We start from the raw sequence: 14,685 nt of genomic DNA on the forward strand, positions 1-14,685 counted from the left end.
ATGATCCGCCTGCCGCGCCGCCCCCTCCTCGCCGCCGCGTCCTGCCTGATCCTCGCCGCCTGCGGCCAGAGCCAGCCGGAACGCCAGTTCACGGCCGACGCCGACGCCGCCGTCACCGGGCAATTCATCGCCGGCAAGACGCTCTCGGCGCCGATCGCCGCCGGGGAGGAGACGTCCGGCTTCGCCGTGCTGTCGCTGCCTCAGGCCGCCGGCCGCGGCGGCAAGCTCACCGAGAAACAGTTCCTCAACGGCTGGCGGCAGAGCGCGTCGCTCGACCGCGCGAAAATGGCCGGCGACTGGAACGATCTGACGATCGAAATCCAGTCGGCGCCCCCCGGCGAGGACCGTCGCGGCCAGATGCAGATCGCCAAACCCACGGCCGAAGGCGTGCGGCGCGAAATTCTCGCCCGTTTCCACGGAACGCCCATGCGCATCGTCAACCGGCCGATGCACAACCGGCTTGGCCCCTTCGGCCTCGCCGTCGGGGCCGGCGCGGGCGGGATGCGTTGCGCCTTCGCCTGGCAATGGGTCGACAATCTCGCCGTCGCGGCGCGGGGCGAAAGGGCGAATTTCTTCAACAGCGGCGAGACGCCCGCCTCGATCCGCCTGCGCCTGTGCCGGCGCGGCGTCACCGCCGACGACCTCGCTCTCTGGTACGAGCAACTCGAAATAGACCCGGCCAATGTCGCCCGCATCGCGGAAGCGTTGCGCCAGAACGCGCAGACCGCCGAAGGCGCGTCGCAGATCGTCGACGCCTCCGACAGTCTGGAAGCCACGCTCATTGGCGGCCCGCGCGGGGCGGCGGCGCATGCGGCCGGCCCGCGTCGCCATGTCGCCCACCGCCCCCGCCGCGCCGCCCCGGACATGGCGCCCGACACATTCGCGCCCCTGACAACCCCCTCCTCGCCGAGCGCTTCCGGCCCGCGCTATCTGGGCGCGATCGCGGGCGCCGGCGCGCAATATGCGGCCAGCGCGCCAGTCGGCTCGCGCGGCGCGGGCTTCGGGCCCGTGCGCCTCGATCCCGGGCTTCCGGCGCAGGCCTATCGCGGCCCCTCGGCCGCCCGCGCGGTGGTTCCGCCGAGCCCGGGCGGAGCGCCGGTCTATCTTGCGCCCGCGCGATAGGGGCGCCGCATCGCGAAAGGAGGCTTGACAGGTTCCGCCTGCGCCTCGATGTTGCCGAACAATTCGTTCGGCATATCGAACGCGAGGACGCCCGCGAGGATTCATTGACCACTTCGTCTCAGGCGCGACAACCCGGCGCCAGCGCGAGGACCAACGGAAAGATCGTCACCTTTCCGGCCGATCGCCCCCTCCTCACCGACGGCGGCGGGCGCATCGCGCCGCTGACCATCGGCTACGAGACCTACGGCCAGCTGAACGAGGCGCGCAGCAACGCCATCCTGCTGTGCCATGCGCTGACCGGCGACCAATATGCGGCGGGCGTGCACCCCGTCACCGGCAAGCCGGGCTGGTGGGACGCGCTGGTCGGTCCGGGCAAGCCCTTCGACACAGACCGCTATTTCCTCATCTGTTCGAATGTCGTCGGCGGCTGCATGGGCACGACGGGCCCGGCCTCGATCAATATCGCGACGGGCAAGCCCTACGGGCTCGACTTTCCGGTCGTCACCATCCGCGACATGGTGCGCGCGCAGGCGATGCTGATCGATCACCTCGGCATCGACACGCTGTTCTGCGTGGCGGGCGGCTCGATGGGCGGCATGCAGGTGCTGCAATGGGCGGCGAGCTACCCCGAACGCGTCTTCTCCGCCATGCCGATCGCAACGGCGGCGAAACATTCGGCGCAGAACATCGCCTTTCACGAGGTCGGGCGGCAGGCGGTGATGGCTGATCCCGACTGGCGGGGCGGGCGCTATCTCGAACAGGGCGTGCGCCCCGAGAAAGGTCTGGCGGTTGCGCGCATGTCGGCGCACATCACCTATCTCTCGGAGGCCGCGCTCCAGCGCAAATTCGGCCGCAAGCTTCAGGACCGCTCGGCGCCGACCTTCTCCTTCGACGCCGACTTCCAGGTCGAGAACTATCTGCGCTATCAGGGCCTCGCCTTCGTCGAGCGCTTCGACGCGAATTCCTATCTCTTCGTCACCCGCGCCTGCGACTATTTCGATCTCGCGGCGGATTACGGCGGCTCTCTGGCGCAGGCGTTCAAGGACACCAAGACGCGCTTCTGCGTGGTCGCCTTCGATTCCGACTGGCTCTATCCGACATCGGATTCGCGCGCGATCGTCCATGCGCTGAACGCCGGCGGCGCGTCGGTCTCCTTCGTCGAGATCGAGTCCGACAAGGGACATGACGCCTTTCTGTTGCATGAGGAAATGTTCTTCGCGACGACGCGCGGCTTTCTCGAATCCGCGGCCGCGGCGCGCGGCCTGAAGGAGACGCGCAAGTGAACGGCGACCCGCAGAATCCCCGCCTCGATCTGCGCGTCATCGCCGACATGGTCGCGCCGGGCTCGCGCGTGCTGGATGTCGGCTGCGGCGACGGCGCGCTGTTGCAGCTTCTCGAAGACGCCAAGGGCGTCGACGGACGCGGCGTCGAGCTGTCGCAGCGCGGCGTCAATGAATGCGTGGCCAAGGGACTGTCCGTCATTCAGGGCGACGCCGACACGGACCTCGCGGATTATCCCGACGACGGCTTCGACTATGTCATTCTGTCGCAGACGCTTCAGGCGACGCGGCGCCCGCGCGAGGCGTTGCGCAACATGCTGCGCATCGGCCGGCGCGCGATCGTCTCGTTCCCGAACTTCGGACACTGGAAAGTGCGCGCCTATCTCGCCTTTCGAGGCCGGATGCCGGTGACCGGCAATCTGGCGCACCACTGGCACGACACGCCGAACATTCACCTGTGCACGATCCGCGATTTCGTCGAACTCGTCGACGATCTCGGGGCGCATATCGAGCGCGGCGTGGCGCTCGACCGCGCCGGCTCGCCGATCCGCGTCAACGCGCCCTGGTGGGTGTGGAATCTAATGGGCGAGCAGGCGGTCTTTCTTCTCGAACGCGGCGCTCCCGGCAAATAGGCGCGGCGGAACATGCGACATGCGACGGTTTGTCCCGCCTGATGTTCTTTCGCCGCAGCGCCATTCGCGTTAGCCTCAATGATGTCGATTGGATAACCTGCATTGCGCGGGGGGCGAGCGGCTTCCTTTCGGGATACGCTTCAAAAAGCAAGAAAGACCGTGCGAGGAGCATCTTCGCCGGAACGAGGAGACGCGGGCTTGAGCACGCATCCGGGGGACACCCCGCTGAGCTACGCCGTTCCGTCACGGAAGACGCGCGGCAGCCGTCGCGGGTCGCGCGCGACGGCAGGCGACCCGCCGGCCCTGCGTGATCTGCCGATCTTCTCCACCGTGGACGACGCGACGCTCGCGCGCCTCGCTCTGGAAGCGAAGGTTGAAGCCTTCGAGGACGGCGCCGTGATCTTTCGCCAGGGCGATCCGGTGAGCGCGGTGGTCGTGATCCTGCACGGCTTCGTCAAGATGCTGCGCATCGCGCCCAGCGGCGACGAGACGCTGATCGGCATCCGCTCAGACGGCGAGACGGTGGGCGAGCCGCCCTCGAACGCCAATGAAATCTATCGCGTCTCGGCGGAGGCGGTGGGGCAGACATCGGTTCTCAAGCTCCCTGCGGCGCGCTTTGCGCGTCTGATGAAGGAGTCGCCGGCGCTCAGCAGCGCCGTGACGCAGGACGCCAAGGACAAGATCGCGGCGCTCATCACCGAGATCGAATCGCTCAAGGCGCAGAACGCCGACCAGCGGCTCGCGAATTTCATTCTGTCGTTCTGCCCGCCGGGCGAGGAGCGATGCCGTTTCCGCCTGCCCTACGACAAGCGGCTGATCGCCGCGCGGCTCGGCGTGAAACAGGAGACGCTGTCGCGCGCCTTCGCAAAATTGCGCGACTATGGCGTGCGCACGGAAACACGCGACGTGCTCGTCGAGAGCGTGTCGCGCCTCGTCGATCAATGCGATCAGCTCGGCCGCCAGTCGCGCCTGCCCTCGGAGCGAGCCGGCCACGCGGCCCGCGACGACGCCGCATAGGAACCGCAACGCCCTTGTCCTGACGCGCCGGCGCCGCACTTATGATGCGGCGCTGTTCTTTTTTGCGCTGTCCCGCTTTCCCGGGCCAAGGAGCTTTGTCATGACATCGCGCATTACTTTCATCGCTCTCACGCTTTCCCTTTCATGTCTTGCTTCGGCGCAAGCGTTCGCGGGCGCGACCAATGGCCCCTCGGCGCTGGCGCTCGCCGCTCTCGTCGGCGACCGCGCGCCGCAGGTCGTCCCGCTCGAAAAACGTCTCCTCGCCGCCTTTCTCGACGGACACGCCGAAATGCCCCATCCCAAGGGCAAGAACATCGTTGTGAAGGCGGATTCGATCGACTGCCGCGCGAGCAATGTCGACGTCACGCAGCACGCCTGCACCCTCGCTTTCGGCGACAAGAAGATCGAGCTCGTGGGCCGCAAGGCGCATGAGCTATACGCCACGCTCGTCGAAAATGGCGTCGCGGCCGATGGCGCGGCCGGCTCGATCCATGTCGCGGTAACGGCGCTCGACTGTCAGGTCGACGCCGACGAAGTGCGAGAGAAAGCCGGCGGCGGCGCAAGATGCGCCTTCAATCCCTGAGTCGTTTCGAGCGCAACGAAGAGATTTCGCAAGAAGAAAAACCGGCAAAACTAAGGTAACGAGAGTCTTTCCGTAGCCGCCCGGCCCGGAAAGACTCCAGACGCCAGCAGGCGAAAACGCGATTCGCGATGTCGCCCGATATGGCCAAGAATTCGCCCCAAAGCCGTCCAAGCAAGGCCGCGATGGCCTGTTGATATTGGTGTCACGGGGCTCCCCGCGCAGCCTACGCAATTGATCGAACCTTCCCGCGGCGAGGAACGGTTCCGTCGTAAGGCGCGCCCGGCGAATGAATCCGATGACGGGAGCGTGCAACAGAGGATCCATGCGCAACATGGCTTCAGCCCACTCGACCGCCTTCACATCCTTGAAATCGCTCTCCCGCGCCATTCCCGCCGTCAGCGCGCTCGCATTGAGCCTTTCCGCTGGCCTGTGGATGCTGCATGGGCAACCCAACGCCCCGAGCGAAGTCGCCGGGGCGCCGAAGTCCGCTTCAGGGACGACGGCCGTGGCCTTTCCCTATGGGCCGATGCTCGTCGACATGGGCGCTCGCGCGCGCATGGCTTCGACAGCGCAGACAGCCCGGGTGGAAGCGAAAGTCGAGACGTCGCCGCAAACACCCGCCGCCGTTCCGGAGCAGCAGCAGGCCGCGACGACAGCCGTCGTGGAGGGCGAGGTCGCGCCCCTGCCGCCGCGTCGCCCGTCCGAGCTGAGATATTCCGCGAGCCGCGGCCCGGTCCGCGTCCCCCTTCGCCAGGCGGCTCTGCAAAACGCGCCAGCCGCGCCGGCCGCCGCGCCCGCCGACAATCGCTCTATCTTCGAGAAGTTTTTCGGCGCGTCGACGCCCGCGTCGCCGCAAGCCGCGCAGGCGCCCGGACAGGCGCTGGCCTATGCGCCAGCGGAGACCGGCCTTTTCGGCGGAACGAAGCCGGCGACGGCGCCGGCGCCCGTCAGCCCTTCGACCGGCGGGGCCGACCGCTACACCGCGATCTACGACATCTCGGCGCATACGGTCTACATGCCCAACGGCACGAAACTGGAGGCCCATTCCGGCCTCGGCTCCCGGCTGGACGATCCGCGCTACGTGCATGAGAGAATGCACGGCCCCACGCCGCCGCATGTCTACTCGCTGTCGCCGCGGGAGGCGCTTTTCCACGGCGTCGAGGCCCTGCGCCTCACGCCAATCGGCGGCGGAAACATATTCGGACGCGCGGGTCTTCTCGCGCATACCTACATGCTCGGCCCCAACGGCGACTCGAACGGATGCGTGTCCTTCCGCAACTATGACGCATTCCTGCAGGCGTACAAGAGGGGCGAGGTGAAGCGTCTCGTCGTCGTCGCGCATATGTAATCATCGACGCGGCGTCGCGCAGGGTCCGGACATTGAAATTCGCTCGCGTGAACCGGGTTTCCGCTCGCGAACCGTAGGGCTATGATGCCGCATGAGCTTTTCATGCCATGCGAGGACGCCTTGCGAAAACTCGTCGCCCTGACGCTGCTGTATTCGATCGTCGCGATCCCTTCGGCCCTCGCCCAGAACACCTCCGCCGCGAGCACGGCGGAAGACATGGCGGCCGAGCAGGCCGCATGCCGGGAAGACGCGGAGAGATTCTGCGGCGGCAACACCATCTTCATTTTCGAGATGGAAAATTGCCTGAAGCGATACAGGAAGCAATTGTCGAAAGCCTGTCGCCAGCAGCTTTCTCCCACGGATTTCAGGAAATATTATCGCGAAGAGGCGCATCCCTTCGATTTTCTGACGGAGTGAGAAGCCTCGCGGTCGGGCGCGTCATAATGCTTGTCTTTCCGCGCGCGCTGGCCGAAAAGTCTCGCGCCTATCAATCGCGGGAGAGGACAGCGTGCCGAAGCAGGATGTGACGGTTTTCGTTTGCGTGTCGTGTCGCGACGGCGCAGACGCGGAGGTTCGTCCCGGCGCCGTCTTTCTCGACGCCCTTCGGACGCGGCTTTCGGAGCGTAATCTCACGCTTGCCGTCGAGCCGGTCGAATGTCTCGCGGTCTGCAAGCGGCCGGCGACGATCGCCTTCGCCGCGCCGGGCAAATGGACCTATGTCATCGGCGATCTCGACGTCGAGGCGCATGTCGACGAACTGATCGACGCCGCGCAAAGTTTCGCGGCCAGCGACAACGGCATCGTTCCCTGGAAGGAGCGTCCCGTATGTTTCAGGAAGGGCGTCGTGTCGCGCACGCCGCCCCTCCCTTAGCATCCTTACTTCTTGTCGGCCTTCGCGCGCTCGATCGCGGCGGAGATCAGCGCGCGCGCGTCCGCCGCGTCGCCCCAGCCAGCGACCTTCGCCCATTTTCCGGGTTCGAGATCCTTGTAGTGCACGAAGAAATGCTCGATGCGCCGCCAGGTCATCTCCTGAAGGTCGGTGTAGTTCTGCACATCGACATAGCGCTGCGTGAGACGCGTCGACGGCACGGCGATGATCTTCTCGTCGCCGCCCGCCTCATCCGTCATGCGCAGCACGCCGATCGGCCGCACCGCGATCACCGCGCCCGGCGCGACGGGCCGGGTGTTGGCGACGAGCACGTCGCAGGGATCGCCGTCGTCGGACAGCGTATGCGGGATGAAGCCGTAATTGCCGGGATAGCGCATCGCCGTATAGAGGAAACGGTCGACGAAGAGCGTGCCCGAAGCCTTGTCGAGTTCATATTTGATCGGCTCGCCGCCGAGCGGCACCTCGACGACGACATTGACTTCATGCGGGGGGTTCGCGCCGATCGGAATGGCGTCGAGACGCATTGATATGGCTCCATATGGGGGATTTCGTTTCGGCGCGCTCTTTCATCAATGACACGCGCAGGCGACTATTCGGGGAGGCCGATTCGCGCCGCCGACTATCCCATTAAACGCGGCGCGACTCTAGCGTTGCGGTTCCGGCGTCGAGACGCTCGCGGCCGCATGCTCGGCGATCGGCTGCATGTCTTCGGCCGACAGCGGCCCGACGAGCACGAAGGCGAAGCCCGCCGCCCGCCACTCGATCGCCGTGACGCTCGACCCCGTCCCGGCGCGCGGCCCCTGAGGCGCGCTCGCCGCGAAGGCGCGCTCGAAATAGAGGCCGACGCGGCCGCCGTCGGCGCGCTCATAAAGCAGGAGTCCCGCGGGGGCCGCGACGCCCGGCGCGATGCGGCCGCCGAGAAGGCGCAGGCCGACCTCCGAGAGATCGGGGAGGCGCGAGAAGCCGACGCGCTCCTGCAGCCAGGAAACCAGTTCCGCGCGGCTCGCGGCGTCGATCTCCACCGGCCGCGGATCGGCGACGAAGGTCGCATAGGTCAGCCCCGCCCGCGCCACATAGCCTTGAAGGATATTGAGGGCGACAGGCGCGCGCGTCTCGCTCCGGCCCGCAAAGATCAACGCCACCAGCGCGGCCACGGCGGCGCCCGCGAGGAGCGTCAGGACGGTAGAGACGATCGCCTGCCGCCGCCGCGATGCGCGGATTTCGTCTATTCGCCGCGGCTGGCGCGGGGCGGCGCCCGGCCGGCCCCAATGAACGGCGCCGGTCTCGATGGGCCCCTGCGCCGGGGCGGGCGCGCGGGTCGCGGCGTCGCGCAGGGAGAGCGGCAGGGTTTCCAGCGCCACGGGCTCGAAGGCGGCGCGCAGCGCGGCGTTCTGGCGTCGCCAGTTCTCGACCAGCGCCGCGGCCTCGGGATGCTGCAGCAGGTGATCCTCGACCAGCCTCCGGCGCTCGCCGTCGAGCTCGCCGTCGACGAAGGCGTGCAGGTCGGCTTCCTCGACGAAGACGGATGAGGACACGACGCTCGCCTATTTCACGACGCGCAAATGCGAGGCCGCGCGGCGCGCGGCGCCGTCGGAGGGCGCGATCAGCGTCGGCCCCTCCGCCGAAAGCGCGGCGCGGGCGCGGCGCAGGCGCGCGAGCGCGGTCTCTCTCGGCGCGCCGACAATGCGGGCGACGGCGTCATAGCCGAAGCCCTCCAGCGAGACGAGCAGCAGCACGGCGCGATCCTCGAAGGCGAGGTCGGCGAGGTCGTGCACGATCGGCGGGTGCCGCGGCGCCGGGCGCGGCGCATTGGCGAGCTTGCGGGCGGCGAGCGCCGTGAGCGCGCCATAGGCCTCGATCCGCGCCTCGTCATGATCGCCCGGACGCAACTCGCGGGCGCGGACGCGGGCGCCGACGCTTTGAAGAGCGCTCTGCACGAGATCGTCGGAAACGGACGGGCCCGCGCCGGCGCAAAGCGCGCGCGCATAACGTCGCAGGGCGGGGGTCGCCCCGCCCAGACCTTCGAGAATTTCGTCCGCTCTCCTGCCCATCTGCGGCTCGATCCAACGGCTTGATTTGTTCTTTGCGCAGCTAGTGACGTTTCCTATCGCATGATAGGGCAATCACGCGCGAATGACCATGGCGCAGGATCGACTCCCGATGCGGTTTTTCCGGGGCGGGAGGCGAAGCGGCGGTCAGGGTTTCCTTTGGGCGAAAACCACGCTAAAGGGCGCCTGCTTCCCGTTTACGCATCAGAAATGGACGCCCAGATGACACAGCAAGCCGCGCCCGCCGCTCCTTTCGCCGGGGTTCTCGCCGGAAAGAAGGGCCTGATTCTGGGCGTCGCCAACAATCGCTCGATCGCCTGGGGCATCGCCAAGGCCTGCGCCGACGCCGGGGCCGAGCTCGCGCTCACCTATCAGATCGAGGCGCTGGAGAAGCGCGTTCGTCCGCTCGCCGCCGATCTGGGCGCCCATGTCGTGGGCCGCTGCGACGTCGCCGAGCCCGAGACGATCGACGCGATCTTCGCCGAGGTCGAGAAGCTCTGGGGCAGGATCGACTTCGTCGTGCACTGCCTCGCCTATTCCGACAAGGACCAGCTCGACGGCCGCTATGTCGACACGACGCTCGACAACTTCCTGATGTCGATGAACATCTCCTGCTTCTCCTTCACGGCCATCGCCCAGCGCGCCGAGAAGCTGATGCCGGAGGGCGGCTCGCTGCTGACGCTTTCCTATTACGGCGCCGAGAAATGGATGCCGCATTATAACGTCATGGGCGTGGCGAAGGCGGGGCTCGAGGCGTCCGTCCGCTATCTCGCCGCCGACCTCGGCGCCAAGAACATCCGCGTGAACGCCATTTCGGCGGGCCCGATCAAGACCATGGCGGCCTCCGGCATCGGCGACTTCCGCTATATCCTGCGCTGGAACGAATATAATTCGCCCCTGCGCCGCGTCGTGACGATCGAGGAAGTGGGCGAGAGCGCCGTCTATCTCCTGTCGCCCATGTCGCGCGGCGTCTCCGGCGAAATCCTGCATGTCGACGCGGGCTATCATGTCGTGGGCATGATGAACCCGAGCGCGGCGCCGAAGATGGCGGATTTGCTGGCGTTGTTGCCGCAGGATGTGAAGTAAGCGGTAACCCGCGTCATCGCCAAAGGATAACGCGGGCGCGTCGTTGAACGCACCCCGTTGCTCGCGCGAAAATTTTGCAAGAAGACGGCGAGCTGGGCGAAGACCCGTCCAGTTAAGCCGCACCCTTGGCTACGCGAACTTGTTGACCTGACAAGCCTTGATAGGCTGGCGCTCGATACCATTGCGAAGTCGAAGCCGGATTCAAATAGTTTTCGAGACCCATTGGCGAACATCGATCGATGACGAACCTGACAGCTTTCTTGAATTCGATCGTAAGTTTGACTATTCTGATTGTGAAATTTGAGAGGACTAGAGGGTGTTATGCACTCTGGATGATGAACTCCGCGGCGCGCTTGAGCATGAGACATGCGAAAGCGACGACGTGTAGTCCTCCGAGGGTCTGAGCATAGCGCTCGTAATCTTTGACGAGCCGCCTGCATCGCGTCGCCCAAGCGAATGAACGCTCGACCACCCATCGCTTGGGCAGCAGCACGAAGCCCTTCTTCGCCTCGGCGAGTTTGACGACGCAAAGTTCGGCGCCCTGCGCTTTTGCTGCTTCGGCCGCGTTCTCGCCGGTGTAGCCCTGATCGACATAGATGAGTTCGACGCTTTCGCCTGTCACATCCTGCACGGCTGCGATGAGCTTGCCGACCTCGGCGCGGTCGTCGACGTTGGCCGGCGTGACATGCAGCGCCAGTAGATGGCCCAATGTGTCGACCGCCATGTGCAGCTTCGAGCCACGCTTGCGCTTTGCGCCGTCATAGCCGGCTCGCGGGCCGCTCTCCGGGGTCGACCGCAAAGGTGCGGCTGTCGATGATCGCCGCCGTCGGCTCGGCAGCCCGCCCGGAGGCGACGCGCAAGACGGCGCGCAAATCCTGCGCCAGCGCCTCGAATACGCCCGCCGCCAGCCAGCGCTGCGATTGCTGATACACGGCCGACCACGGCGGCAGATCATTAGGCATGGCGCGCCATGCGATGCCGTAGCGCAGCACGTAACGTAGCCCGTTGAACAGCTCGCGCAGCGAATGTTGGCGCTGCGGCGCGCTTTCGTCCATGAGCGTCAGATACGGCGCAACCAGCGACCACTCTTCGTCGTTGACGTCAGACGGATAAGGCTTCCGAATCGGAGACATACCATTCTACTAAGGCAATCAACGACCAAAGTACATAACACCCACTAGCCCGAATCGGACTTTCCGATATTAAAAAGTCGTGCTGATAGCTGGCGCGAAACCATCCGTCTGCAGATGGATGAGCTGGCTTGCGATCTTGGTCGAGGCGCCGAGCCCGGCACACAGGAGCCGCTACCCAAATTGCGGCTTTCCATGTTATACAAGCCTATGTCGATCACCCTCACTCCCGATCAGGAAGCATGGCTCCAGGCGCATGTCGCTACGGGGGAGTTCGCCTCGATCGAGGACGCCGCCCGCCAGCTCATAGACCAGCGCATCGCGGAGCTTGCGACCGGCTTCGAAGATGACATGGCCTGGGCGAAACCCCTGGTCGACGAAGCCCGCAAGGCTCTCGCCAGTGGCGATGTTCTCACGCTTGAGGAGCATAAGGCGCGGAACGCGGCGCGTCTGGCGGCGCTGCGTCGATAGTGGCTCGCGTCCTCTTAACGTCCCTCGCCGACGGCGACGTCGATTACATTATTGCCGACCTTGCCGCAAAGGCGGGAGCGCGCATAGCTGCGCGCTATATTGCCGACTTCGACAAGCTCTACGATCGCCTGGCTGAATATCCGGATAGCGGCGCCCGGCGCCCCTCTCTTGGCGAGTCCGTGCGCGTCTCCGTCATCGCGCCTTACGTTGTGATCTACGAGCATATGCCCGCTGAGGGCACCGTCGTCATCATGCGCATTGTTCACGGACGCCGCAATATCACCGAGAAGCTTATGCGAGGCTCCTAGAAGTTGAGGCGGGGCGGCGTTCGCCCCTCACACCCCCTCCGGCCGCCCCACAATCGTCACCAGCAGCCCGCCGTCGCCGAGCAGCCGCTTCGCCGCGCGCTTGCAGTCCTCCAGACCGACCGCGGCGATCCTGCCGTTTCTCTCGTCGAGATAGCTCGGCTCGAAACCGTCCATCTGCAGTTTGACGAGCTGGCTTGCGATCTTCGTCGACGTGTCGAAGCGTAGCGCATAGGAGCCGATGAGGAATTTCTTCGCCTTGTCGAGTTCGTCCTCGGTCGGGCCTTCCTCTGCGAAGCGGCGCACTTCCTCCTCGATCACCTTCAGCGCCTCGCCCGCGCGCTCGTTGCGGGTCGCGGCGGCGCCGAGCAGCATGGGGCACTGGTCATATTCGTTGAGCTGCGAATAGACGCTGTAGGCCATGCCGCGCTTCTCGCGCACCTCGCGGAAGAGCCGCGCGGTGAAAGTGCCGCCGCCCAGAATGTGATTGGCGACGACGACCGCGAAATAATCGGGATCGCGCTTCGTCACGCCCGGACGGCCGAAGCGGATCGTCGATTGCGGAACGTCGAGATCGACGACCTTGCGCGTTCCGACATTGGCGAGCGTGACCGGCGCGACGGGAATGAGATCATTCTTCTGCGCGAAGGCGCCGAAGGTCTCGTCGAGCCGCTCGGAAAGCGTGGCGGCGTCGATGGCGCCGACGACCGCGATCGCGAGGTCCTTTTTCGCGAATAGCCGTTCGCGCATCGCGATGAGATCCTCGCGCGACAGCGTGTCGATGGTGGCGAGATCGCCGCGCACGGGGCGGCCGTAAGGATGGTTCGGGAAGGCCGCCTCGCGGAAAGCCTTGGACGCCATGGCGTCGGGCTCGTTGAGATCGCGCTTCAGCTCCGCCGAAAGCTGGCTGCGCACGCGGGCGACGTCGGCGGCGTCGAGACGCGCCTCGGTCAGCGCGAGTTTCAGCAGCTCGAAGGCCTTGCCGGTGTTCTTCGAGAGCGTCTGCAAATGGCCCGAAATCGAGTCGCGGTCGGCGCCGAAGCCCAGATGAATCGCGAGTTCGTCGATGGCGCGATGAAAGCCGCGCGCGTCATGGGGGCCGGCGCCCTCGTCGAGCATGCCGGCCAAGAGCGTGGCGAGGCCGGGCTTGTCGGCGGGGTCCTGCGCCGCGCCGCCGCGGATCGCGAATTCGAGCGCGACGAGCGGCACGGCGTAGCTCTCGACGAGCCAGGCCGTGACGCCGCCGGGCGTGACGATACGCTGCACATGTTCGGCGCGGGAGGCCATGGTGACGACGGGAGCATGGGCGGTCATTGGGAAATCCCGAAAAGGAGAACGGCCGACGCTCGCAGCGCCGGCCTCGAAAGGATTCAGGCGGCGTCGGCCGGCGTCAGGAAGCCGGTGACGGAGCGGCGCTTGTCGAGCCATTTGCGCGCGGCCTCCGTGACGTCGGCGGCCGTGACCATCTCCATGCGCTCCGGCCAGGCCTGCACGTCCTCGATGGTGAGGCCGGTCGCCAGCGCCTCGCCATACCAGCGCGCGAGCGAGGCCTGGCTGTCCTGCGCATAGATCGCGTCGGCGATCAGCCGGGTCTTGGCGCGCTGCAGATGCTGCGCGTCGATCGGCGCCTCCGCGAAGGATTTCAGCACCGCGTCGATCGCCGCGTCGAGCTCTTCGAGCGACACGCCGGGCGCGGGCGTGGCGTAGACCCAGAGCCGCGTGTCGTCGACCGCCGAGCCGAGATAATAGGCGCCGGCGCCGACCGCGATCTTCTTCTCGACGACCAGCGTCTCGTAGAGCGCGCTCGTCGGTCCGCCGCCGAGCATATAGGCGAGCGTCTCCAGCGCCTCGGCCTCGCCGGGCCGGGCGGTCTTGTAGGAAGGCACGAGGAAGACGCGCTCATGCGCGGGCTGCTCGACCTTCTCGTCGGAGAGCGTCACGAGCCGGTGGGCGCGGTGCGGCGGCTCCTGCGTGCGGGTGCGGCGCGGCGGCTCGGCGCGCGCGGGAATCCGGCCGTAGCTCTCCTTCGCGAGCCGCTCGACCTCCGCCGCCTCGACGTCGCCGGCGACGATGAGAATTGCGTTCTCCGGCGTGTAGAAGCGGCTGTAATAATTCAGCGCGTCCTCGCGGCCGAGGCTCTCGATCTCGTGGTTCCAGCCGATGATCGGCGTGCCATAGGGATGATGCGCGAAAAGCGCCGCCTGCACCGCCTCGTCGAGCTGGGCGGAGGGGTCGTTGTCGGTGCGCATGCGCCGTTCCTCGAGCACCACGTCGCGCTCGGGAAAAACCACCTCGTCGGTGAGGACGAGATTGCGCATGCGGTCAGCCTCGAAATCCATCAGCGTCGCGAGGTGCTCCTTGCCGATGCGCTGGAAATAGGCCGTGTAGTCGTAGCTGGTGAAGGCGTTCTCCTGACCGCCGAGTTCGGCGACGAGGTTGGAGAACTCGCCCTGCGGATGCGCCTTCGTGCCCTTGAACATCAGATGTTCGAGGAAATGCGCGATGCCGGACTTGCCGATCGGATCGTCGGCGGAGCCGTTGCGATACCAGATCATATGGGTGACGACGGGCGTGCGGTTGTCGGGGATGACGACCACCTCGAGTCCGTTGTCGAGCCTGAAATGGGAGACGGCGGCGGCGCCGGCGGACGAGGCGGCGGCCGCGCCCGGGGTAAGAGAGGGGGCGGTCGCCGACGGCTGCGATGACATGAACGGCCTTTCCCGCGGCGCAGGGCCACGCAAATCAGGAGACATTGGCCTCCTATATAGGCCGAA

Annotated in this window: 16 protein-coding genes and 1 pseudogene; 11 read left to right on the forward strand and 6 right to left on the reverse strand. The window is 66.4% G+C overall.

Features of this window, described 5'->3' with window-relative positions; all coding sequences use genetic code 11:
* The 8 genes from bcsN to LG047_RS09400 all read left to right on the forward strand — a co-directional run bounded on the left by bcsN (position 1) and on the right by LG047_RS09400 (position 6,853).
* The gene (bcsN, locus tag LG047_RS09365; protein WP_227966422.1) at positions 1–1,122 is read left to right on the forward strand and encodes a cellulose biosynthesis protein BcsN; all 1,122 of its coding nucleotides are present in this window, start codon (positions 1–3) and stop codon (positions 1,120–1,122) included.
* Positions 1,123–1,283: 161 nt separating this feature from the next.
* Positions 1,284–2,405: a homoserine O-acetyltransferase gene (locus tag LG047_RS09370; RefSeq protein WP_227968469.1), complete on the forward strand. Its 1,122-nt coding sequence runs from the start codon at positions 1,284–1,286 to the stop codon at positions 2,403–2,405.
* Entirely contained in the window at positions 2,402–3,034 is a 633-nt protein-coding gene (gene metW, locus LG047_RS09375) for a methionine biosynthesis protein MetW (RefSeq protein WP_036284166.1), read from the forward strand. The genes LG047_RS09370 and metW overlap by 4 nt, the downstream gene beginning before the upstream one ends.
* A gap of 198 nt (positions 3,035–3,232) precedes the next feature.
* The gene (locus LG047_RS09380; RefSeq protein WP_227966423.1) at positions 3,233–4,051 is read left to right on the forward strand and encodes a Crp/Fnr family transcriptional regulator; all 819 of its coding nucleotides are present in this window, start codon (positions 3,233–3,235) and stop codon (positions 4,049–4,051) included.
* Positions 4,052–4,151: 100 nt separating this feature from the next.
* Positions 4,152–4,634 carry a hypothetical protein gene (locus LG047_RS09385; protein ID WP_227966424.1) on the forward strand — a complete coding sequence of 161 codons (483 nt, stop codon included), beginning with the start codon at positions 4,152–4,154 and terminating at the stop codon, positions 4,632–4,634.
* A 331-nt stretch (positions 4,635–4,965) separates the two neighbouring features.
* On the forward strand, positions 4,966–5,982 hold the full coding sequence (locus LG047_RS09390) for a DUF2778 domain-containing protein (RefSeq protein WP_227966425.1): 1,017 nt from the start codon (positions 4,966–4,968) through the stop codon (positions 5,980–5,982).
* A 102-nt stretch (positions 5,983–6,084) separates the two neighbouring features.
* The gene (locus LG047_RS09395; protein ID WP_227966426.1) at positions 6,085–6,399 is read left to right on the forward strand and encodes a hypothetical protein; all 315 of its coding nucleotides are present in this window, start codon (positions 6,085–6,087) and stop codon (positions 6,397–6,399) included.
* Positions 6,400–6,490: 91 nt separating this feature from the next.
* Entirely contained in the window at positions 6,491–6,853 is a 363-nt protein-coding gene (locus LG047_RS09400; protein WP_227966427.1) for a DUF1636 domain-containing protein, read from the forward strand.
* A gap of 5 nt (positions 6,854–6,858) precedes the next feature.
* Here LG047_RS09400 and ppa read toward each other — a convergent pair whose 3' ends face one another.
* The 3 genes from ppa to LG047_RS09415 form a co-directional block, all read right to left on the reverse strand.
* A complete protein-coding gene (gene ppa, locus LG047_RS09405; RefSeq protein WP_036284169.1) occupies positions 6,859–7,395 on the reverse strand; it encodes an inorganic diphosphatase in 537 nt (178 codons plus the stop codon).
* Between the two features lie 120 nt (positions 7,396–7,515).
* On the reverse strand, positions 7,516–8,406 hold the full coding sequence (locus LG047_RS09410) for an anti-sigma factor (RefSeq protein ID WP_227966428.1): 891 nt from the start codon (positions 8,404–8,406) through the stop codon (positions 7,516–7,518).
* 9 nt (positions 8,407–8,415) lie between these two features.
* Entirely contained in the window at positions 8,416–8,922 is a 507-nt protein-coding gene (locus LG047_RS09415) for a sigma factor-like helix-turn-helix DNA-binding protein (RefSeq protein WP_036284173.1), read from the reverse strand.
* A gap of 219 nt (positions 8,923–9,141) precedes the next feature.
* On the opposite strand from LG047_RS09415, the gene fabI reads away from it, so the two are divergent.
* A complete protein-coding gene (fabI, locus tag LG047_RS09420) occupies positions 9,142–10,005 on the forward strand; it encodes an enoyl-ACP reductase FabI (protein WP_227966429.1) in 864 nt (287 codons plus the stop codon).
* 319 nt (positions 10,006–10,324) lie between these two features.
* Here the strand turns inward: fabI and LG047_RS09425 are convergent.
* Positions 10,325–11,138: pseudogene (locus LG047_RS09425) on the reverse strand (IS5 family transposase).
* Positions 11,139–11,252: 114 nt separating this feature from the next.
* On the opposite strand from LG047_RS09425, the gene LG047_RS09430 reads away from it, so the two are divergent.
* Together LG047_RS09430 and LG047_RS09435 are read left to right on the forward strand one after the other, a co-directional pair.
* The gene (locus LG047_RS09430; protein WP_227966430.1) at positions 11,253–11,606 is read left to right on the forward strand and encodes a hypothetical protein; all 354 of its coding nucleotides are present in this window, start codon (positions 11,253–11,255) and stop codon (positions 11,604–11,606) included.
* The gene (locus tag LG047_RS09435) at positions 11,606–11,914 is read left to right on the forward strand and encodes a type II toxin-antitoxin system RelE/ParE family toxin (protein ID WP_051134255.1); all 309 of its coding nucleotides are present in this window, start codon (positions 11,606–11,608) and stop codon (positions 11,912–11,914) included. The genes LG047_RS09430 and LG047_RS09435 overlap by 1 nt, the downstream gene beginning before the upstream one ends.
* 27 nt (positions 11,915–11,941) lie before the next feature.
* Here the strand turns inward: LG047_RS09435 and LG047_RS09440 are convergent, their stop codons facing one another.
* Complete coding sequence (locus tag LG047_RS09440; protein ID WP_227966431.1) at positions 11,942–13,225, reverse strand: pitrilysin family protein; 1,284 nt, start codon at positions 13,223–13,225, stop codon at positions 11,942–11,944.
* Between the two features lie 56 nt (positions 13,226–13,281).
* Complete coding sequence (locus LG047_RS09445; protein ID WP_227966432.1) at positions 13,282–14,619, reverse strand: pitrilysin family protein; 1,338 nt, start codon at positions 14,617–14,619, stop codon at positions 13,282–13,284.
* Positions 14,620–14,685: the final 66 nt, after the last annotated feature.

The sequence above is a fragment of the Methylocystis sp. WRRC1 genome, from assembly GCF_020733155.1.
In the GTDB taxonomy this organism is placed as follows: Bacteria; Pseudomonadota; Alphaproteobacteria; order Rhizobiales; family Beijerinckiaceae; genus Methylocystis.

Excerpts from the sequence above, each read along its gene's own strand:
- LG047_RS09430 (WP_227966430.1), top strand. The coding sequence starts at position 11,253 with ATGGATGAGCTGGCTTGCGATCTTGGTCGAGGCGCCGAGCCCGGCACA.
- LG047_RS09440 (WP_227966431.1), bottom strand. The coding sequence starts at position 13,225 with ATGACCGCCCATGCTCCCGTCGTCACCATGGCCTCCCGCGCCGAACAT.
- LG047_RS09415 (WP_036284173.1), bottom strand. The coding sequence starts at position 8,922 with ATGGGCAGGAGAGCGGACGAAATTCTCGAAGGTCTGGGCGGGGCGACC.
- LG047_RS09390 (WP_227966425.1), top strand. The coding sequence starts at position 4,966 with ATGGCTTCAGCCCACTCGACCGCCTTCACATCCTTGAAATCGCTCTCC.
- LG047_RS09445 (WP_227966432.1), bottom strand. The coding sequence starts at position 14,619 with ATGTCATCGCAGCCGTCGGCGACCGCCCCCTCTCTTACCCCGGGCGCG.
- fabI (WP_227966429.1), top strand. The coding sequence starts at position 9,142 with ATGACACAGCAAGCCGCGCCCGCCGCTCCTTTCGCCGGGGTTCTCGCC.
- ppa (WP_036284169.1), bottom strand. The coding sequence starts at position 7,395 with ATGCGTCTCGACGCCATTCCGATCGGCGCGAACCCCCCGCATGAAGTC.
- LG047_RS09385 (WP_227966424.1), top strand. The coding sequence starts at position 4,152 with ATGACATCGCGCATTACTTTCATCGCTCTCACGCTTTCCCTTTCATGT.
- bcsN (WP_227966422.1), top strand. The coding sequence starts at position 1 with ATGATCCGCCTGCCGCGCCGCCCCCTCCTCGCCGCCGCGTCCTGCCTG.
- LG047_RS09395 (WP_227966426.1), top strand. The coding sequence starts at position 6,085 with ATGCCATGCGAGGACGCCTTGCGAAAACTCGTCGCCCTGACGCTGCTG.